Origin of the sequence: Paenibacillus sp. NRS-1781, assembly GCF_050467745.1 — a bacterium.
GTDB lineage: Bacteria > Bacillota > Bacilli > Paenibacillales > Paenibacillaceae > Paenibacillus > Paenibacillus terrae_A.
Map to the genome: position 1 here is coordinate 34,524 of NZ_JBITPI010000021.1, position 20,032 is coordinate 54,555.

The 20,032-nt window shown below is 49.5% G+C and carries 18 protein-coding genes; all 18 read left to right on the forward strand.

What is annotated here, in order from left to right:
• Window positions 1-4 precede the first annotated feature (4 nt).
• The 18 genes from yabP (at window position 5) to pabA (ending at window position 20,029) form a co-directional block, all read left to right on the forward strand.
• A complete protein-coding gene (gene yabP / locus ACIFO6_RS08025) occupies window positions 5-289 on the forward strand; it encodes a sporulation protein YabP (protein ID WP_014279048.1) in 285 nt (94 codons plus the stop codon).
• Window positions 286-864, forward strand: a complete 579-nt coding sequence (gene yabQ, locus ACIFO6_RS08030) for a spore cortex biosynthesis protein YabQ (protein ID WP_430039807.1) — start codon at window positions 286-288, stop codon at window positions 862-864. The genes yabP and yabQ overlap by 4 nt, the downstream gene beginning before the upstream one ends.
• Window positions 865-868: 4 nt before the next feature.
• Window positions 869-1,198, forward strand: a complete 330-nt coding sequence (locus tag ACIFO6_RS08035) for an FtsB family cell division protein (protein ID WP_430039809.1) — start codon at window positions 869-871, stop codon at window positions 1,196-1,198.
• A 123-nt stretch (window positions 1,199-1,321) separates the two neighbouring features.
• Window positions 1,322-1,858, forward strand: a complete 537-nt coding sequence (locus ACIFO6_RS08040; protein ID WP_430039811.1) for a S1 domain-containing RNA-binding protein — start codon at window positions 1,322-1,324, stop codon at window positions 1,856-1,858.
• A gap of 514 nt (window positions 1,859-2,372) precedes the next feature.
• Window positions 2,373-4,880 carry a stage II sporulation protein E gene (gene spoIIE / locus ACIFO6_RS08045; protein WP_430039813.1) on the forward strand — a complete coding sequence of 836 codons (2,508 nt, stop codon included), beginning with the start codon at window positions 2,373-2,375 and terminating at the stop codon, window positions 4,878-4,880.
• A gap of 127 nt (window positions 4,881-5,007) precedes the next feature.
• On the forward strand, window positions 5,008-5,757 hold the full coding sequence (locus tag ACIFO6_RS08050) for a hypothetical protein (RefSeq protein ID WP_430039814.1): 750 nt from the start codon (window positions 5,008-5,010) through the stop codon (window positions 5,755-5,757).
• Entirely contained in the window at window positions 5,741-6,682 is a 942-nt protein-coding gene (locus tag ACIFO6_RS08055; protein WP_430039867.1) for a protein kinase domain-containing protein, read from the forward strand. Before ACIFO6_RS08050 ends, ACIFO6_RS08055 begins: the two co-directional genes overlap by 17 nt.
• Window positions 6,683-6,746: 64 nt before the next feature.
• Window positions 6,747-8,195, forward strand: coding sequence for a tRNA lysidine(34) synthetase TilS (gene tilS / locus ACIFO6_RS08060; protein WP_430039816.1), 1,449 nt, complete (start codon window positions 6,747-6,749; stop codon window positions 8,193-8,195).
• A gap of 47 nt (window positions 8,196-8,242) precedes the next feature.
• Window positions 8,243-8,782: a hypoxanthine phosphoribosyltransferase gene (gene hpt, locus ACIFO6_RS08065; protein WP_014279057.1), complete on the forward strand. Its 540-nt coding sequence runs from the start codon at window positions 8,243-8,245 to the stop codon at window positions 8,780-8,782.
• Window positions 8,783-8,879: 97 nt separating this feature from the next.
• Window positions 8,880-10,922 (forward strand): ATP-dependent zinc metalloprotease FtsH, encoded by a 2,043-nt coding sequence (ftsH, locus tag ACIFO6_RS08070; RefSeq protein WP_430039818.1) that lies wholly within the window; start codon window positions 8,880-8,882, stop codon window positions 10,920-10,922.
• Window positions 10,923-11,200: 278 nt separating this feature from the next.
• Complete coding sequence (gene nadB, locus ACIFO6_RS08075) at window positions 11,201-12,814, forward strand: L-aspartate oxidase (RefSeq protein ID WP_430039820.1); 1,614 nt, start codon at window positions 11,201-11,203, stop codon at window positions 12,812-12,814.
• Window positions 12,804-13,694, forward strand: a complete 891-nt coding sequence (gene nadC / locus ACIFO6_RS08080; protein ID WP_430039822.1) for a carboxylating nicotinate-nucleotide diphosphorylase — start codon at window positions 12,804-12,806, stop codon at window positions 13,692-13,694. The genes nadB and nadC overlap by 11 nt, the downstream gene beginning before the upstream one ends.
• 6 nt (window positions 13,695-13,700) lie before the next feature.
• Window positions 13,701-14,468: a type III pantothenate kinase gene (locus tag ACIFO6_RS08085; RefSeq protein ID WP_430039824.1), complete on the forward strand. Its 768-nt coding sequence runs from the start codon at window positions 13,701-13,703 to the stop codon at window positions 14,466-14,468.
• A 223-nt stretch (window positions 14,469-14,691) separates the two neighbouring features.
• Window positions 14,692-15,576, forward strand: a complete 885-nt coding sequence (gene hslO, locus ACIFO6_RS08090; RefSeq protein WP_430039826.1) for an Hsp33 family molecular chaperone HslO — start codon at window positions 14,692-14,694, stop codon at window positions 15,574-15,576.
• Window positions 15,577-15,596: 20 nt separating this feature from the next.
• Window positions 15,597-16,541 carry a peptidyl-prolyl cis-trans isomerase gene (locus ACIFO6_RS08095; RefSeq protein ID WP_430039828.1) on the forward strand — a complete coding sequence of 315 codons (945 nt, stop codon included), beginning with the start codon at window positions 15,597-15,599 and terminating at the stop codon, window positions 16,539-16,541.
• A gap of 217 nt (window positions 16,542-16,758) precedes the next feature.
• Entirely contained in the window at window positions 16,759-17,697 is a 939-nt protein-coding gene (gene cysK, locus ACIFO6_RS08100; RefSeq protein ID WP_430039830.1) for a cysteine synthase A, read from the forward strand.
• 128 nt (window positions 17,698-17,825) lie between these two features.
• Window positions 17,826-19,448, forward strand: coding sequence for an anthranilate synthase component I family protein (locus ACIFO6_RS08105; protein WP_430039831.1), 1,623 nt, complete (start codon window positions 17,826-17,828; stop codon window positions 19,446-19,448).
• Between the two features lie 5 nt (window positions 19,449-19,453).
• On the forward strand, window positions 19,454-20,029 hold the full coding sequence (pabA, locus tag ACIFO6_RS08110) for an aminodeoxychorismate/anthranilate synthase component II (protein WP_430039833.1): 576 nt from the start codon (window positions 19,454-19,456) through the stop codon (window positions 20,027-20,029).
• Window positions 20,030-20,032: the final 3 nt, after the last annotated feature.

The window sequence follows — 20,032 nt, forward strand, 5'->3', positions numbered from 1 at the left end:
TGCCATGATTGAACAAGGGAAGCCCAAACACCATGACCTGCGCATGCAAAGCCGAAAGCAGCTCGACATTTCAGGCGTCAGCAATGTGGAGAGCTTTGACAGTGAAGAGTTTCTGCTTCAGACCGAGCTGGGTCATCTCACCATTCGCGGACAGCATTTACATATCAAAAATCTCAGTCTGGAAGAGGGGCTGCTGTCCATTGAAGGTCTGATTACTTCCCTCGTCTACCTGGAGCCCGGGGCCCCGGCCAAAAACGGAAAAAGCCTATTCGGCAAGCTCTTCAAATGAACCCTCACACACAATGGCTGACATTGACGTGGATGCTGCTGTCGGGCATAGCCATGGGAGTGGTGTTCGACAGCTACCGGGTGCTGTCCATCCGCTTTCATTTTGCCCGTTGGAGCATTCATATGTTGGACGTGCTGTATTGGGTGGCCTCGACCCTGTTTATTTTCCGTGTGCTGTACGCGAGTAATCGCGGTGAGCTGCGGTTTTATGTCTTTTTAGGACTACTTTTGGGGGTTTGGCTCTATTTTTGGGCCTTTAGTGTTACAACCCAACGTTTTGTGGTAATGTTATTAAAGATAGTCCGCAGACTGACGTTGATCGTGAACAGCATACTGCGCATCCTGATTGTTCATCCGGTGTTGGCGCTGTATCGGCTGGTACGCAAGCTGGTCGGATGGATATGGGCACTTATTGTGTTCCTGGGAAGGATGCTGATATACATCTTGATGCCGGTTTGGAAGCCGCTCGTCTGGCTGATCGGTCCGCTTAAAGCGCGCTGGAGGACTCCAGAATTGCTTGTAAAGCTCGGCATCAGACTGAAAAACACAGCAAAAAGATGGTTTGGAGGGAGGTAGTATCATGCGTAATTCGTCTGTAGATCGCCATTCATCTCCTACGTCCAAGTCCAACGCGGGCGGGCGCAGGCGAATCATGATTTGGTTGCTATCGCTTGCCGCCTTTGGTAGTTGGGCTATTTTCACCTTTTTTTCTCAAGGTATGATTATGGCCGATCGAAGTGAACAGCTCACTCAGAAGGAAGAACAGAAGCAAGCTGCTACACAAACGGAACAACAGCTCCAAACTGAAGTGAATCGTCTCAAGGACCCCGAGTATATCGGAGAAATTGCCAGAAGCAAGTACGGTCTGTACAAACCGGAAGAGACGCCGATCATCGGGGAGCAGAAATAGGCGCATCATTGGGTCAATGCTTAGTTGACCTTGGTTCCGCCATTTTGTATAATCAAATCACCACAGCGGGATTTTTTTGCAAAAAAATCGGTTGTATATTTTAAGGGAGGATCATTTTATTCTATGGCAATTGAAGTGGGCACCAAGTTAGAGGGCAAAGTGACAGGCATCACGCATTTTGGAGCATTTGTGGATTTGTCTGGAGGTGTCACGGGTCTCGTTCACATCTCGGAAATCGCCGATAACTACGTTAAGGATGTTAACGATCACCTGAAGATTAATGATGTCGTGACGGTGAAAGTCATTAATGTTGACAAAGACGGCAAGATCGGACTTTCCATTAAGCAAACGATTGACAAGCCAGCAAGTGAAGCCCGTCCGCCAAGAGCTCCAAGACCGGAGCGCACAGGAGGACCAAGTGGAGGCGACCGTTTCGGCGGTGGAGGTTCAGGTCCAAGTCAAGGACGCGGCGGCGGCGGCGGTGGCGGTGGCGGTGGTTTCAACCGCGATCGTGGAGGCCGTTCGTTCAAGCCTGCACCGGGTAAACCTTCATTTGAGGATAAAATGTCACGCTTCCTGAAAGATAGTGAGGAACGCATTTCGTCGCTGAAAAAGAACACCGAAGGTAAACGCGGAGGACGCGGCGCGAAGCGTGTTTAATTCACTTTCACAACCGTATCAACCATACACGGAAAACCGTACAGTCGAAAGACTGCTACGGTTTTTTTTGCGTTCTGCCGACAAAAGCTGAAATATATGAAGAGCTATGGGAGCGTGGGAGATCCATACCACTGTTATCTTGCATGCGTTTTATGGTATTCAAGATTTGCTGAAGAAAAAGCAGGGCGATCAAGCTGAAAAGTGGACGTTTTTTTTGTCGTGTGGACATAATCGTCCGACAAACTCCAACGGTTTTCCGTCTATCTTCTGTGCAAATCGCTAGTCTAAGCGAAGGTGTGGGCGACAGGAAGGGGCTTTGTAGGGAGAGGGCGCTCGTAATTACCATGCGCTTCCAAGCGGACGTAGCTTGGCTTGAGGCCGATGCTCTGTGCTTTCGCGCAGAACGTTTTTTTGTCGGAAATTTCTTGGAATAAGACGTGAGGTTCTGACAAACTTTCTCAGTCGTTCCGGTTTAAGATGGGAACATCAAATTGATGAATGGGGTGCCTGACGCATGATGGAGAAATGGAACGTGGTACATTTTCCAGGGTTGAAATCCAGAAAGTCCAAATCTAAAGAACGTACGGAAGGTTGGTCTTCCAGACTCAAGAAGCGACTGGATTCACATAAAGCAGTGCAATGGGTAACGGCGCAAAGATGGATGCTGCTATTGTCTGCTATGGGATTTTTACTGGGACGCGCCACCATTTTGGACGAGCTATCCCCTTTTGCCCTCGCTTATTTTGCAGTCATCATGTTCCTGCGGCGTGATTTGATGCTGCCTGTAGCTGTATCGGTCGTGTTGGGCAGTCTGCTTGCCCCTTATCCATCCTTATTCATGATTGGCGGCGAGCTGCTTGTATTCTATCTCCTGTATCGTGGGCTACGAACCTTTGATCGGCTGGAATTATCTTATGCCCCGCTTATGGTTTTCCTGTCTGTGTTTATGGTCAATTTATTTTACGCGGTGATGGCCCCGTCCTTCACATGGTATGACCTTATCATCGTAGGGACGGATGCGGTTCTCAGCTTTATGCTGACACTTGTTTTTACGCAGGCCATTCCATTGTTTACGTATCGCAAAAAGACAAGCCAGCTCAAAAATGAGGAAATTTTGTGTCTGATCATTTTACTGGCCTCTGTGATGACGGGAGCGGTAGGATGGACGATTCACTCACTGTCTGTCGATCATGTGCTATCTCGCTATTTGGTCTTGGTATTCGCCTTGGTGGGAGGCGCTTCGTTGGGTGCTTCGGTCGGTGTGATTACCGGTTTAATTTTAAGCTTGGCCAATATGTCTGCGATTGTGCAGATGAGTTTGCTCGCTTTTGCCGGGTTGCTGGCAGGGATGCTGCGTGAAGGGCGAAAAGGTGCAGTGGCGCTCGGGATGTTGCTAGGTTCCTCAATTCTGACGATCTATTTGGACGGAACCGGGGATGTGCTAACATCGACCTGGGAGAGCTGTGCGGCGATTTTATTATTCTTAATGACCCCAAAAAGCTTCTTTAAAGCGGTTTCTACCTATGTTCCTGGTACGCAGGACCACGCCAAATCCCAGCATGAGTATGCCAAAAGGGTCCGTGATCTCACTGCCGAGCGGGTGACGAAATTCTCCCGCGTATTCAGTCAGCTATCCCGCAGCTTTCACCAGATATCTGCGAGTGAGAGCGCGAAGCCGGAAGGTGAAATCGAGCATTTTATGAACGCTGTAGCGGAGGGAACGTGTGCCTCCTGCTTCAAGTGCGAGCAGTGCTGGGACGGCAAGTTTATGCAAACCCATCAGTATATGACGGAAATGATGAGTGCTATTGAGGATAATCCGAATTTGATGCCGGAGCAGATGCCGCCGCAGTGGAGCAAGGCATGCGCCAAGACGGGCGCGGTGCTGCAAGTGATGAAGCAGCAATACAGCCTCTACCAGCATAATATGCAGTGGAAACGCCAAGTATACGACAGTCGTCAGCTTGTTGCTGATCAGCTATCCGGCGTATCACAGATTATGGAGGATTTGGCGCGGGAAATTCAGCGGGAAGGGCAAACCATGCATCGGCAGGAGGAACAAATACGTGAGGCGCTTGATCGGCTGGGCTTATCCATACAATCTATTGAGATTATTAATCTGGATGCGGGCCAAGTCGAAATTGAGATTGTCCATGCTTATACAAGGGGATTTGACGAATGCCGGAAAATCATTGCTCCACTGCTGTCGGACATATTGGACGAGCATATTGCTGTGATGCGCGAAACGGCGGCAGATCGCCGCCAGGGATTGGCTACGGTCATGTTTGGCTCCGCCAAAACCTATGAAATTGCAACGGGAGTAGCAAGCGCTGCCAAAGGAGGGGATTTTTTCTCGGGAGACAGCTACAGCATGATGGAGCTGGGGAACGGGACCTTTGCGGTCTCTTTGAGCGATGGTATGGGCAATGGAGAGCGGGCGCAGCAAGAGAGCAGCGCGGCGCTTAATATTTTAGAGGAATTACTGCAATCCGGCATGGATGAAAAGCTGGCGATTAAGTCGGTCAACTCTGTTCTGATGCTGAGATCACCAGAGGAGATGTATGCTACGGTCGATATGGCGCTGATTGATCAGTATACGGCCCGGACGACATTCATGAAGATTGGGTCAACACCGAGCTTTATTAAAAGAGGGGAGGAGGTCATTCCCGTATCTGCCAGTAATTTGCCGATTGGCATTATACAGGATATTGAAATTGATCTGGTGTCGCTTCAATTACAGCCGGGTGATATTTTGATCATGATTACAGATGGTATATATGACTCACCGGGTTATGCGGTAAACAAGGAAATATGGATGAAGCGCATGATTCAGGAAATTGAAAGCGATGACCCGCAGCAGTTGGCCGACTGCCTATTGGAACGAGTTATTCGTTACCAGCAAAATCAAATCTATGATGACATGACGGTAGTTGTTAGCAAAATAGATCATTTCCGCCCAGAATGGGCCACGCTTCATGTACCGGGTATGAGCTGGATGGAGCGTCCGCGTACGGTTAGCTGAATAGACATTGCCCGGGAAATTCCGCTTCCTTGTTAAAAATCCGCGTTCTTCGTTTGAATCGTTCCAGATTCGGCAAAGATAGAATCTATCGGAATAGATTAAGAGGAAGCGGGAGGTCAAGAAGCTTATGAAGCAAATTTTGATCATTACAGACGGATGCTCTAATGTGGGTGTCAGCCCGGTCATGGCGGCGGCCCAGGCTTTACAGGAAGGCATTACGGTGAACGTAGCCGGAGTCATAGATTATGGGACGATTGGCGAGCTTGGAAGTACAGAGATTCAGGAAATCGCTAAAGCGGGAGGAGGTTTCAGCCAAATCGTAGGCACGAGGCAGCTGGCACAGACCATGCAGATGATGACCCGTAAAACAGTGGTTCAAACGATTCAGCAGGCGGTTAATAGAGAGTTAACGCATATTTTGGGTGAGGGGGGCGCTCGACATATCGGTGAACTGCCGCCAGCCAAACGGGCTCAGGTGGTTGAGGTGATGGATGAACTGACAGAAACAAGCGCTTTGGAAATTGCTTTGCTCATTGATGCCAGTGCGAGTATGAAGCCCAAGCTGCCTGCCGTAGAAGACAGTATCCGGGATTTGCTGCTCAGTTTACAGTCCAGAAGCGGGCCTAGCCGTATTTCTGTCTTTCATTTTCCTGGGGGACGGATGGGAGAAGATGCGGTCATGGATATGGGTTGGACCTCTGAACTTAGCCAGGTTAAGTCGATATTCGGCCGTTTGCGGATGAAGGGGGCGACGCCAACAGGTCCAGCCATTTTACAAGTGATTGATTATTACCGATATGTTACACTAGGGGAACAGAAAGATATGGAAGAATCCTATGGCAAAGGAGAAGGGATGCTCGGTGACTACGTCGTCTGATCCCGTTCTTGCACCCGGAACGGTCATCAAGGGCAAGTGGAAGCGGAGCAGCTATGTCATTCAGCGTCTGCTGGGCCGTGGGGCGAACGGAACTGTATATTTGGTAAAAGGGGCACAGGCAGATCGACAATTTGCTCTGAAAATGGGGAAGAACACGCTTGATCTGCAATCAGAGATTAACGTGCTAACCACATTGCAGTCGCAGGGAACCCAATCTGCTCTCCAGCAAAACGGACATCCATCCTTTTTGTTCGAGGTGGACGATGTATCATTGCGTAGCGGCGGGGAGATACCCTTTTATGTCATGCGATACGTCAAGGGAGATCCGCTTCACCGTTTTGTGGCGCTCAAGGGAGCGGAATGGTATGGTGTGGCTGGAACTGGCATATTGAATCGTTTGGCTGATCTACATCAGGCAGGATGGGTATTTGGCGATTTGAAGCCTCAAAATATTTTGGTCAATGCCTATGGAGAAGCCGAGTTGATTGATTATGGCGGGGTGTCCCTTGCGGGACGGAGCGTCAAGCAATTTACAGAATGGTATGACAGGGGATTCTGGAATGCGGGCAGTCGAAATGCCGATTCTCAGTATGATCTGTTTGCCTTCGCCCTTCTGACTATTCATATATTGGAGGGCGAATCGCTAAAAGTAGCGGCGGGCAGGCTACCACAGCTGCGTAATACGGCGGAATTAACCATCATCATTCGTCGTAGCCGTGTATTACGACCCTATGCCGAATGGCTGATGGGTGCAGTGCGTGGAGAACATCCCGATACCCGTGTGGCGGCTCGTTCCTGGTCGCGTCTGGCTGCTGCACATGTCAGGCAATCGTCCGTGAAAAGAGGAACTCCACGCTGGCTGGGATATGCTTTCACTCTCTCGCTTTTGCTGCTTGCCGGAGCGCTCTGGATTGCGCTAAGATAGCGGCAGGACTTACATAATATAAAGATGATCATCATTTTTCGGTCGGCAGAAAAGAGGGTCGTGAATGGGAACAACAAAACCGACCGGTGTTGTACAGGAAGTGCTCGCCCTCGCGCGGGATCATTCGCTGTGGAGCCCCGGAGACCGCATTGTGGTTGCTGTATCCGGCGGGCCGGATTCGGTGGCCCTTTTGCACATTTTACATGAAATATCCGTTGTACATATGCCTTTGCAGTTGATCTGTGCTCACGTCCATCATGGCTTCAGGCCGGAGGAATCGGATGCGGAGGCGGAAGAGGTACGCCACATGGCCCGGAAACTTGAGGTTCCGTTTGAAATGATTCGCGTTGATGTACCCGTTTATATGAAGGAGAGCGGCAAGGGGCCGCAGGAAGCGGCTCGCGAGCTGCGCTATACCTTTTTGCATGATATGGCTGCAAAGTGGGCGGCACAGCATATTGCGATGGCTCATCATGGGGATGATCAGGCCGAAACTGTTCTTCTGCACTTGCTGCGCGGTAGTGGCCCGGCGGGTTTGGCGGGTATGCGGCTGACACGCAAGGAAAAAAATGTGCAACTCATTCGCCCGTTGCTTCGTATGTACAAGGCTGACCTGATTGAGTTCTGCAAGTATCATGACCTTTCCTATGTAACGGATAGCAGTAATTTATCATCGAAATACCGCCGCAACTCCATTCGTATGGATGTGCTTCCTTTTTTGGGGCAATATAATGAGCAACTAACACCTTCTCTAAATCGGCTGGCTGAAACCATGGCTGACGAAAATGATTTTATGGAGGCATCCACGCTGGCGGTATATGAGGAATTGGTGCACATAGATAACAGCAGGTATATGTTTTCCATCGCTTCCTATCGTAAGCTATCCATTGCTTTACAACGGAGGTTGATTAAACTAATATTAAATTATCTGCCTTCGGACAGTGAAAATTTAGATTTTCGTAAAATTGAGACCGTTCGACTGAGACTTCTCAAGGAACGACCGTCTACGTGGAGTCTGGACTTAGGCGGTGGCGCAGTTGGAGTCCGCGAATATGACCAAGCGGTTTTGTTTGACCGTACGCAAGGCGTTATGGGCGAATGGTGCTATGGACTGGACGTATTGCCTATTTCCGGTGAGCTTGAATTGCCTGAGGCGGGAGGTATACTTCGGTGGCGAAGAACTTCGTATCCGGTTGGACAAAATCCGGCGAATGAGGAGGAAGCATGCTTCGACGCAGATGAATTGGTCCTGCCGTTGACAGTACGCTCGCGATTACCTGGAGATACCATGTATGTAATGGGATTAAACGGAAGAAAAAAGGTTAAAGATATTTTCATTGATGAAAAAATACCTCCTTCGCTGCGTCCCGTTATTCCCGTCGTCTGCGACTGTTCCGGAGCTATTCTCTGGATTCCGGGCGTGCGACGCTCTGTACATGCCGCGGTGCAAAAGCACACGTCTTCGGTTATATACATGTCATGGCAAAGACAGGAGAGTCCAGGGCATCGGTAATTGCGCAGGAACGGCTTTCATAGTATAAACTTAGGAGGTTTACACCGTTGCAAAATGATATTCAGGAAGTATTGATCAGCGAAGAAGAAATTCAGAGTAAAATCAAGGAATTGGGCGCACAGCTCAGCGTGCAATACGAAGGAAAGAATCCGTTGGTGATCTGCGTGCTGAAGGGTGCGTTTATCTTTATGGCGGATTTGGTTAAAGCTATTACAGTACCACTGGAGCTTGATTTCATGGCTGTATCCAGTTATGGTGTGTCCACCAAGTCATCAGGCGTCGTTAAAATTATTAAGGATTTGGACGCTTCGGTTGAAGGACGCGACGTTCTGATCGTCGAAGATATTATCGACAGTGGCCTGACGTTGACTCATTTGATTGAATTGCTTAAGAACCGTAATGCCAATTCGGTATGTGTCGTAACCCTGTTTGACAAACCTGCCCGCCGGACGGTTAATCTTGAAGCTGATTATACCGGATTTACTCTTCCGGATGCGTTTGTTGTGGGTTATGGTCTGGATTATGCCGAGCACTACCGGAACCTCCCATACATAGGGATTTTGAAGCCGGAAATCTACACCAGCTAATCTCAGCCTCCAGTCCTAGGACTAAATAGCGTCCTTTGTTGAGAAGGGCTTATAGGCTATGGTAAAATAACTTAAGTGTTTCGAGAGGAGGTAGGGGATGAATCGGTTCATCCGGAATTCTGGTTTTTATTTGATTCTTTTTTTAGTTGTGGTGGGTATCGTTCAGTTTGTCAGCAACAGTAGCGAAGCCTCCGATCTCCCTAGATATGACCAATTACGGCAAGAGGTTAAAGCTAATAATATCTCTAAAGTAACGGTCCAATTTGACGGTTACGCCTATCTTGTAACCGGTGCATATAAGAAGCAGCCGGCTGATGCCAAATCCACCAATTTTTCTGTGTATGTTCCGCCAACGGACTCTGCTTTAACCGAACTGGTTACTGCTAGTGAAACGAACGGATTTGAATACGTACAGAAGAAAATGGAAGGCGAAAGTATTTGGCTGACGTTCTTGACTTCTATTGTTCCTTTGGTGATCATGTTCCTGCTGTTCTTCTTCCTGTTTAATCAGGCACAGGGCGGTGGCGGCAAAGTTATGAACTTCGGCAAGAGCAAAGCTCGTCTCTATAACGAAGAGAAGAAGAAAGTTACCTTCGAAGACGTGGCAGGAGCCGACGAAGAGAAGCAAGAGCTTGTTGAAGTCGTAGAATTCTTGAAGGATCCGCGTAAGTTCGCAGCTGTGGGCGCCCGTATTCCAAAAGGTGTTCTGTTAGTGGGCCCTCCGGGTACTGGTAAAACACTCTTGGCGAGAGCTGTTGCAGGCGAAGCTGGAGTACCTTTTTTCAGCATCTCGGGTTCTGATTTTGTAGAAATGTTCGTCGGTGTCGGCGCTTCCCGTGTACGGGATTTGTTCGAAAACGCGAAAAAGAACGCACCATGTATCATTTTCATTGATGAAATTGATGCTGTCGGACGTCAACGTGGCGCTGGATTGGGTGGCGGACATGATGAACGTGAGCAGACGCTTAACCAATTGCTCGTTGAGATGGATGGATTCGGAGCGAACGAAGGTATTATTATCGTAGCTGCAACGAACCGTCCGGATATTCTGGATCCGGCATTGCTTCGTCCGGGACGTTTTGACCGTCAAATTACAGTTGATCGCCCAGACGTTAAAGGTCGCGAAGCTGTGTTGTTTGTACATGCACGCAACAAGCCATTAACTAAAGATGTTAAAATGGATGTTATTGCGAAGCGTACAACAGGCTTTACAGGCGCTGATCTGGAAAACCTGTTGAACGAAGCTGCGTTGTTGGCAGCCCGTCGTGACCGTAAAGATATTTCGATGCGAGAAGTGGATGAAGCGATTGACCGTGTTATCGTAGGTACAGAAAAACGCAGCCGCGTAATCAGTGACCGCGAGAAACGGATTGTAGCTTATCACGAAGCAGGCCATACGATTATCGGCTTCTTCCTGGAAAATGCCGACATGGTTCACAAGGTAACGATTATTCCGCGTGGACGCGCAGGCGGATATGTCATCATGCTTCCGAAGGAAGATCGCATGCTGACGACCAAGCAGGAATTGCTGGACAAAATCACTGGTTTGCTGGGTGGACGCGTATCCGAGGAACTGTTTATTGGTGAAATTGGAACGGGAGCCTACAGTGACTTCCAGCAAGCAACAAGCATCGCACGCAGCATGATCGTGGAATACGGTATGAGTGAGAGGCTCGGTCCAATGCAGTTCGGCACTTCGCAAGGCCAGGTATTCCTTGGACGGGATATCGGTCATGAGCAGAACTACAGTGATCAGATCGCTTATCAGATTGACCAGGAGATGAACCGTTTCATCACCGAGTCTTATGAGCGTGCCAGAGAACTCCTGACCAAATATTCCAAAGAGGTTCATTTGATCGCCCAAACCTTGCTGGTAGAAGAAACTCTGGAACTTGAGCAAATTAAACGTTTGATTGAGACAGGTTCTTTGGACGGCAGCACGAATGAGGGAGAAGGAACACCGCCTGAAAATGGTGAGCCTGTGATCGACAACATCGGAGACGTTCGTGTACGTATTCAAGGCAAGGATGACGAGCCAAAGAATACAACGGATCAACCGAATGATATTCCTAATCTGCAAAAGCCAGAGGACGGTAATAATTCGGGCAACTCTGGTGGTACTCCACCGACAACAACCTGATCATCGGGTTGACAGTTGAATAAGCTTAGATGAAAGCTCCGGGGAACCAGTAATGATGGTTTTTCGGAGCTTTTTAAATACTGGAAAAATAGCTGAGGTGATTTGACAGACGAAGGAACGTTGTGTACATTTATTGTTAAATAAACGGCTGTTCGTGTTCTTGGCATATACAAGCTGTCAGCCGCTGTAACCGACTTTCAATCCTTTTGAACATATACCGTGAGCACATACTGTACGACCTATGGTGTGCGCTATTCTTCTGTGAAACAGGTGAAGGCATGACTCCAAGATATCTGGTTGATTTTGATGTAGCGGAATTACCCAAATTCGAAGCCGACGTGATGATTATCGGCTCCGGCATTGCGGGCTTATATACGGCCATTAAGGCTGCGGAGAATCGGCGGGTGTTGCTAATTACCAAGAAGGCATTGTTGGAAAGCAACACCAAGTATGCTCAAGGCGGCATCGCCGCTGTCACTTCGGCTGAGGATGCACCCGCTTATCATATTCAAGATACTCTGATTGCAGGTGCAGGTCTGTGTGAACCGGAAGCGGTCAGGACCCTTGTTCATGAGGGTCCAAATGGTGTACAGGAATTAATTCGCTTAGGGACGGCCTTTGACCGGGAGAATGGTGAGCTTGCGCTGACACAGGAAGGCGCACATAGCCATCGGCGCATCTTGCATGCAAATGGGGATGCCACAGGCTATGAAATTGTCCGTGCATTGTCAGAGAAGTTCGCTAATCATCCCGCTATTGAAGTGTGGAACGAGCATATGGTGATTGACCTGCTGACCGAGCATGGCGAGTGCATCGGCGCTCTGGTGCAAAAGCCGAATGGCGAACGATTATATGTCACTGCGAATGCAACGATTTTATGCTCCGGGGGCGGTGGACAGTTATATCGCTACACGACCAATCCTGATATCGCGACCGGGGACGGCGTTGCTATGGCATATCGCGCCGGCGCAGCTGTGCGGGATATGGAATTTATACAGTTTCATCCGACAGCGTTGTGTCATCCGGGTGCTCCAAGATTCCTGATTTCCGAAGCCGTGCGGGGCGAGGGGGCAGTGCTGCGCAATATTCATGGAGAGCGATTCATGGAGCAGTATGATTCCCGACAGGAACTGGCACCAAGGGATATTGTAGCTCGTGCCATCGTTCATGAGATGGAACGTACGCAGGCTGCGTTTGTATATCTGGATATTACACATGAGCCTTCTGAACGGATCAAGCTACGGTTTCCTACCATTTATCGAACATGCCTGTCCTTTGATCTCGATATAACGACGGACTGGATTCCTATAGCGCCCGCTGCGCATTATATGATGGGCGGCGTCCAGACTAATTTGCATGGAGAAAGCACCCTTGCACGCCTGTTCGCTTGTGGTGAGGTGTCTTCCACTGGTGTACACGGGGCTAATCGGTTGGCGAGTAATTCGTTATCTGAGGCGGTCGTATTTGGCGGCAGGATTGTCGAGCGGTTACATTCTTTACTGCCGCTGGCTGGTCATACGCTGATATCCTACAATGACAACCGCGTGGACTCTCTGGCTTCGTCTATCATGGAGCAGCAGCTTAAGCTGCAAGAGACAATGGTCCATTATGCCGGAGTCCGTCGGAATGGGGAGGGGCTGCAAGCAGCCCTGGATCAGCTACGGGGGCAGATGTCCGTTTTCAGCGCTGTCCTGTCCAGTCGGGAAGAGATCGAGTTTGCCAATTTGCTCACCTGTGGTTTGCTGGTCACGGATGGGGCGTTGCTGCGTGAGGAAAGCAGGGGAGCACATTACCGTGACGATTTCCCGACAGCAGACGATGGCGTATGGCGCAAGCATGTCCAGCAGCGACGTGAGCAAGGGATAACGGAGGAGTGCATTCATGACATCTAACAGCGAGCATTACGGAGAGTTTAGCGGGTATCAGGAAGAGCTGACAGCACAAATTCGCAGCTGGCTGCGAGAAGATACAGGATCGGGCGATGTGACCACGCGCTGGACCATCGAGCCGAAGCATCAATCCAAAGCGGTAATCCATGCCAAGGAATCCGGTGTTGCTGCGGGCTTGCCTGTGGCAAAACTCGTATTTCGGGTCGTAGATCCCTCGCTGTCCTTCACTCCACTGGTGACCGATGGGCAATGGATCGAGCAGGGAACCGTTCTGGCAGAAGTGACAGGGAGCACCCATGCGATTCTGACGGGAGAACGTTTGGCTCTAAACTTGATTCAGCGGATGTCCGGCATTGCGACGCGAACCAAATCTTTTGTCGACCAGCTCCACGGACTTTCGACGCGCTTGGTGGATACACGGAAAACAACACCAGGGCATCGGTTGCTTGAAAAATATGCTGTTCGTGTGGGTGGCGGTTCCAATCATCGGTTTGGCTTGTACGATGCCGTTATGATAAAGGATAATCATATCAAGGGTGCGGGTGGGATCATGCAGGCCGTGACCCGGGCACGTACCCATATTCCGCACACGATGACGATTGAAGTAGAGACGGAAAATATGGAACAGGTTCAGGAAGCGCTGAATGCCGGAGCGGATATTATTATGCTGGATAACATGTCCGTTCAGGATATGAAGGAAGCCGTTCGTTTTATTCGGGAACAGGCTCCACATGTCAAAACGGAGGCTTCAGGCAATGTATCGCTGGAAACAGTGCGTGCGATGGCTGAGAGCGGCGTAGATGTGATTTCTGTAGGCAGGCTGACGTACTCTTTTCATAATCTGGATATCAGCCTTGACCTTAACGCAAAGAAAGATAGGTGACACCGATTGATTCTTGTAGTGGATGTAGGCAATACCAATATTGTGCTGGGGATATATCAGGGCCGGGAGCTATTGCATCATTACCGGATCAGCACCTCCAGACAGGCAACCGCAGATGAATACGGCGTGCTCATACATAATCTTTTTAGTATGGGCGGTGTATTAAAGGATGATATTGAAGGGGTCATTATCTCCTCAGTCGTTCCACCGCTGGTTCATGTGTTGGAGGAAATGTGCGACAAATACATAGGCAGAACGCCCCTAATTGTCGGACCGGGAATCAAGACCGGTCTTAATCTGCGTTATGAAAATCCGCGTGAAGTAGGGGCTGACCGGATCGTGAACGCCGTTGCTGCTGTCGAGCGGTATGGCGGCCCTCTGGTTGTGGTGGATTTTGGAACAGCCACGACGTTTGATTGTATTGATGACAAGGGAAACTACTTGGGCGGAGTCATTGTGCCAGGTATCGGAATATCGACGGAGGCGCTGTATCAACGGGCTTCCAAGCTGCCTCGCATTGAGCTGGAAAAACCCAAGAAGGTCATCGGCCGCAATACGGTTCATGCTATGCAAGCGGGGATCATTTTTGGTTATGCGGGGCAAGTGGACGGTATTGTGGAGCGCATAAAGGAGGAAATGCAGGTAGAGCCTACGGTTATTGCTACCGGAGGTCTTGCCGAGTTAATTGCCTCAGAGACACGGAGCATTCAGAAAGTGTTGCCGATGTTGACGCTGGAGGGCTTGCGTATTATTTACCAACGTAACGCTGAATAGAAAAGATATAAGCTGCCGCCGAGGCCAGCCGGAGATGAAACCGGTTTGGATTGGCGGCGTTTTTCGTCTATACTGAAATATGTTACGTTTTTGAACGATTCGCGTGATCTGTCAATGCAGGTTGTTTATATAGCAGGAATCATGCTTTAGTGATGCGGAAAAAAATATACACTAACGAAAATAACAGCCTATAGCTGCTCTGAGAATAGGGGAGGAAATCAATATGGAAAAGAAACAGGATCGACTTATTCGTGGTACAGCTATGGATGGAAGGGTCAGAGCCTTTGCGGTCCGGACAACAGAACTGGTGGAGGAATTGCGGAGAAGACATGATACGTATCCTACCGCCACCGCTGCTTTGGGACGAACACTTACAGCGGGTGCCATTATGGGCTCTATGTTAAAAGGCAAAGAGCGACTGACCATTCAGGTTAAAGGTGACGGTCCCATCGGACAAATCGTTGTTGATGCCAATGCTGTAGGTGAGGTGCGGGGCTATGTGTCCGAGCCACATGTTCATTTGCCGAGCAATAGTATGGGCAAACTGGATGTAGCAGGTGCTGTCGGAACAGAGGGCTTTATTCATATCATCAAGGATTTGGGATTAAAAGAACCCTATCGTGGAAGTACGCCGATTATTTCCGGCGAGCTGGGTGAAGATTTTACTTATTATTTTGCCAAATCAGAGCAGACACCTTCGGCGGTGGGCTTGGGCGTGCTGGTGGATACCGATAACTCGGTTATCGTGGCGGGTGGATTTATTATTCAGTTGCTTCCGGGCTTGGATGATGATGAGATTACAGCCATCGAAAATGCAGTTGGTTCCATTCCGCCAGTTACAGCTCTGCTGGATCAGGGCTTAGAGCTTGATGAAATGCTGCGTTGGATGCTGCCGGACGTTCGGATTCTCGACGAAATGGATATTCATTTTCAATGTGAATGCTCGCGAGAGCGTGTGGAAAAAACATTAATCAGCTTGGGAGAAAGCGAATTGGAGCAGCTGATTGAGGAAGAGGAACAGGCCGAGGTCGTGTGCCACTTCTGTAATGAGGCTTATCAGTTTAATAAAGACGAATTGCAAAATCTGTTAGATCAAGCCAAAGCCTAACCGGATGGGCGGTGCGAGCGATGACTACACGGGAGAAAGGATTATGGACGACTGTCATTATCCTGACCGTCAGTGTCGCCGCCTTGGGGGGGTTTATCATGCTTCGCGGGCTGTTAAAGCCGGGTGATGTAACCAAGGACGACGGCGATCATAATGTGGCGGAGATGGGTCAGGAAGGCATATCTGAGGAACAGTGGATTGCAGAGCTGAAAAAACGCTATGGAGCCGCTACATTGTTGCAAATGTTAAACCGCAAAGTTGTGGAGGCGGAGGCTGGACGTCTCGGTATCAAGGTTACCCAAGAGGATTTGCAGCAGGTGCTGAAGCAGGATAGTAAAGGGTATGCCTCGGATCGCGCCTATTTTGATGAAATGCAGCAACAGTTCGGATTAAATCCGGATGATTTGCGGAATGAGGCGGAATACCGGATTGGGTTGGAGAAAATAGCCACACAGGGTATTCAAGTTCAGGAAGCTGAGATTGAGGAGTACTGGAAGCAACATCCTGAGGAATTTGCAGTCGGCAAGAAGATCAAGCTGGCAACCATATACCTGACCCAATCGGAGGAAGCTGAGAGGCTACTTGAACGGGTTAAGCAGGGAGAAAGCTTTGATACACTTCTTCAAGAACATTCCAGTCATCTTGACGGCAAAGACAAAAGCGGACAGCTGGGATGGGTGGATGCGTATGATCCTTTTCAGCCGCAAGAGATTATGGAGGCAGCGAGAGAGCTAAGCTCCGGTGATGTTGCTGGTCCCATCGCTGTTAACGAGGGCTACGCCGTCATTTTTGTACAGGATATCCGCCTGGAAGGTCCCCCGAACGAACAACAGATTCGACAGCAAATTCGCCGCTCGCTTGCACTCGCTCAAGCTGCCCCTCTGGAGGAGGTAGAGAAAAGCCTGCGTGATAAATACGGGGTACGCATTTTGCCTGGAAAAGATATGCCCTCCATTGCTCTATAAACAGGGTGAGCAATCCTGGGTTTGAAGGAAGCGCGATGCTGAAAATCAGAGCAGAAGGCATCGTGTTTTTTATGGCTCGTATTGACAATGGATTTGAAGATTGTTATGATTATCGTATAATACCTACCTTTTTTATCGGAAATTAAAACCAGGATGGATTAACAATGTGATTTCGCAAAAACTTAATATAACATTCAATGTCAGGGAGGAACTTATCATGGCTAAAGTCGTCAATAACGTTACCGAGCTTATCGGGGAGACCCCTCTCGTCCGTCTTAACCGGATCGTACCGGAAGATAGCGCAGAAATTTATTTGAAACTGGAATACCAGAACCCGGGGTCCAGTGTAAAAGACCGCATCGCGATTAGTATGGTGGAAGAGGCCGAACGTGAAGGATTGCTCAAACCAGGCGGTACGATTATTGAAGCTACCAGCGGTAATACAGGAATCGGCTTGGCTATGGTTGCAGCTGCAAAGGGATACAAGGCAGTAATCGTTATGCCAGAAACAATGAGCTTGGAGCGTCGCAACCTGCTACGCGCTTACGGAGCAGATCTGGTGCTGACACCCGGATCGGAGGGCATGAACGGCTCTGTTAAGAAAATGGAAGAGCTGCTGAGTGAGAATCCCGAGTATTTTGCTGCCGAGCAGTTCAAGAACAAAGCCAACATCAAGATTCACCGTGAAACGACAGGCCCTGAGATCGTTGAAGCCATCCGCTCCATCGGTGGTAGCTTGGACGGTTTTGTAGCCGGGATTGGTACAGGTGGTACTATTTCTGGTGCAGGGGAAGTGCTTAAGAAAGAATTCCCTGAAATCAAAATCGTTGCTGTAGAGCCGGCTGCTTCTCCAATCTTGGCTGGTGGCAAGCCAGGACCGCACAAAATTCAGGGGATTGGTGCCAACTTCATTCCTGAAATTTTGAACCGTGACATCTATGATGAAATTATTCATGTAGAAAACGATGAAGCTTTCGAATTGGCGCGTACAGTAGCCAAGGAAGAAGGCATCTTGTCTGGTATTTCCTCCGGTGCGGCTGTTCATGCCGCTTTGAAGCTGGCTAAAGAATTAGGCAAAGGCAAGCGTATTGTTGTCATCATTCCAAGTAATGGTGAACGTTACCTGAGTACGCCACTGTATAATTTCGAGCTGTAATTACGTCGTAATTGTGTATACTATATGTAAGGAGTCCCTCATTTCCCTGTTCCCAGGGGGGTGGGGGATTCTTTTTAAAAAAAGCTTATAGACTTTGCGCAAAGTAAGGGAAGGGGAAGCACACACGTATGAAATCGACAGCTAGAGTAACGGAGGTACAGTGGCAGGCCTGGCAGAAGGAAGGATGGAGTATACTCCCATATATCGCTGAGTATCAGTTACCTGCGGACGGTTTACCGTTATCATGGCAGAGGGCATGGGAGGATTCGTCACCCAATGCCTTTTTACTGGAGAGTGCTAAAGGCGGGAGATACACCTATCTGTGCTTAAATCCGGTTGCTATATTGGAAGGTAAGGGGGAACAGGCAGTCTGGACCGATCTAAAAAGCGGCAAGCGTGATCTCATGCACGGTCAGCCCCTGACCGTCATGAACGACTGGATCGCTTCCTACCGTGCGCCGCACGTACCGGGCATCCCTTTTTTCACTGGAGGCTTTGCCGGTTATTTCGGCTACGATGTAGCTCGCTCACTGGAGCGCCTGCCGATACAGGCAGCAGACGATACAGGCATACCGGACTATGTATGGATGCAAGTGAACGAGCTATGGATCTATGATCATGAGGAAGGCCGTATTTATTGCGCTGTTCATACGCCCGCACCTGTTCACCTGGATACCGTCAGTAGTAACACCGCCAGTGTCGATGATGTAGCTTTGGATCAGCGGAAAGCCATACTTTCCGAATATTACGCAGAAGCTGTCCAGCATGCAGAACGTATGCTGACCCAGTGGGAAAACATCATACAAGCCGGAGCACCTGACCCTGCTTATATTCGCCGTTGCGCAAGGCTTGCCGAAGAAGAGCTGTTCGTTGCTCATCATGAAGCAGAAGGCTGGAAAGCAGCTTTCAACCAAGAGGATTTTGAACACGCTGTAAAGCGCGTGCAGGAATACATTGCACAAGGTGACGTGTTTCAGGTGAACCTGTCGATTCGTCAGCAACGTACGCTGGCAGCCCAACCTGAGGATATCTATGAGTGGCTTCGCCTGCTGAACCCTTCCCCTTACATGGGCCTGCTGCGGATGCCGGATTTACGAATCGTCAGCGGTTCGCCGGAATTACTGGTAAAGCTGGAGAATGGACGCGTCAGCGCACGTCCCATTGCAGGTACGAGAAGGCGAGGACTCACACCGGAAGAGGATACTGCCATGGCTGCCGAGCTGCTATCGAGCGAAAAAGAGCGCGCCGAGCATATCATGCTCGTCGATCTGGAACGCAATGATATCGGACGGATTGCTGAATACGGAACGGTGCATGTGCCGGAACTTCTGACAGTGGAGTATTATTCGCACGTGATGCATCTCGTTTCTCAAGTAGAGGGTAAGCTGGCCGCAGGTCGTACCGCTTTAGATGTGATCGCCGCCACCTTTCCCGGGGGAACCATTACCGGAGCGCCCAAGGTGCGCACCATGGAAATCATTGAAGAATTAGAGCCTGTCCGGCGTGGTCCTTATACAGGGTCCATGGGATGGATTGACTATAACGGCAATATGGAATTAAATATTATAATAAGAACACTAGCTGTCAAAGGCAGCACGGCCTACTTACAGGCAGGTGCAGGCATTGTCATTGACTCAGACCCGTACAGGGAATATCGCGAGTGCCGAAATAAGGCAAGAGCCGTCATGAAGGCAGTACAATGTGGTGAAGAAGAAGCCGCTTTGAGCAAAAGCGGTATCACAGGAGGGTGAGTCGTATGATCTTGGTGATTGATAACTATGATTCGTTTACGTACAATCTTGTTCAGTATTTGGGTGAGCTAGGCGAGGAAGTAACCGTAAGACGGAACGATGAGATTGATCTGAAAGGCATAGAAGAGCTGGCGCCGGAGCATATTCTGATTTCACCGGGTCCATGCACGCCGAATGAGGCGGGAATATCGCTGGACGTGATTAGCCACTTTAAAGGGCTGATTCCGATCTTCGGCGTTTGTCTCGGTCACCAGGCCATCGGACAGGCGTTTGGGGGTCATGTCATCCGGGCTGAACGACTCATGCACGGCAAAACATCACCGATTCTCCACCATAATACATCGGTATTTGAAGGTTTGCCTTCCCCGTTTACAGCGACCCGGTATCATTCTTTGCTAGTGGAGCGCGAGAGCCTGCCTGAATGTCTGGAAATTACCGCTGAAACTGCGGAAGGTGAAATTATGGGCTTGCGGCATAAAGAATTTGCCGTGGAAGGAGTTCAGTTCCATCCGGAGTCCATTATTACGGACCACGGGCATCAACTGCTACGCAATTTCCTGAAACGCAAGGTAGGCGTCTGATTC

Bases quoted from the DNA above. Each gene is read 5' to 3' on its own strand.
- ACIFO6_RS08040 (WP_430039811.1), top strand. From the start codon at position 1,322: ATGGCAATTGAAGTGGGCACCAAGTTAGAGGGCAAAGTGACAGGCATC.
- spoIIE (WP_430039813.1), top strand. From the start codon at position 2,373: ATGATGGAGAAATGGAACGTGGTACATTTTCCAGGGTTGAAATCCAGA.
- ACIFO6_RS08050 (WP_430039814.1), top strand. From the start codon at position 5,008: ATGAAGCAAATTTTGATCATTACAGACGGATGCTCTAATGTGGGTGTC.
- yabP (WP_014279048.1), top strand. From the start codon at position 5: ATGATTGAACAAGGGAAGCCCAAACACCATGACCTGCGCATGCAAAGC.
- nadB (WP_430039820.1), top strand. From the start codon at position 11,201: ATGACTCCAAGATATCTGGTTGATTTTGATGTAGCGGAATTACCCAAA.
- nadC (WP_430039822.1), top strand. From the start codon at position 12,804: ATGACATCTAACAGCGAGCATTACGGAGAGTTTAGCGGGTATCAGGAA.
- ACIFO6_RS08095 (WP_430039828.1), top strand. From the start codon at position 15,597: ATGACTACACGGGAGAAAGGATTATGGACGACTGTCATTATCCTGACC.
- tilS (WP_430039816.1), top strand. From the start codon at position 6,747: ATGGGAACAACAAAACCGACCGGTGTTGTACAGGAAGTGCTCGCCCTC.
- ftsH (WP_430039818.1), top strand. From the start codon at position 8,880: ATGAATCGGTTCATCCGGAATTCTGGTTTTTATTTGATTCTTTTTTTA.
- pabA (WP_430039833.1), top strand. From the start codon at position 19,454: ATGATCTTGGTGATTGATAACTATGATTCGTTTACGTACAATCTTGTT.
- yabQ (WP_430039807.1), top strand. From the start codon at position 286: ATGAACCCTCACACACAATGGCTGACATTGACGTGGATGCTGCTGTCG.
- ACIFO6_RS08105 (WP_430039831.1), top strand. From the start codon at position 17,826: ATGAAATCGACAGCTAGAGTAACGGAGGTACAGTGGCAGGCCTGGCAG.
- cysK (WP_430039830.1), top strand. From the start codon at position 16,759: ATGGCTAAAGTCGTCAATAACGTTACCGAGCTTATCGGGGAGACCCCT.
- hslO (WP_430039826.1), top strand. From the start codon at position 14,692: ATGGAAAAGAAACAGGATCGACTTATTCGTGGTACAGCTATGGATGGA.
- ACIFO6_RS08035 (WP_430039809.1), top strand. From the start codon at position 869: ATGCGTAATTCGTCTGTAGATCGCCATTCATCTCCTACGTCCAAGTCC.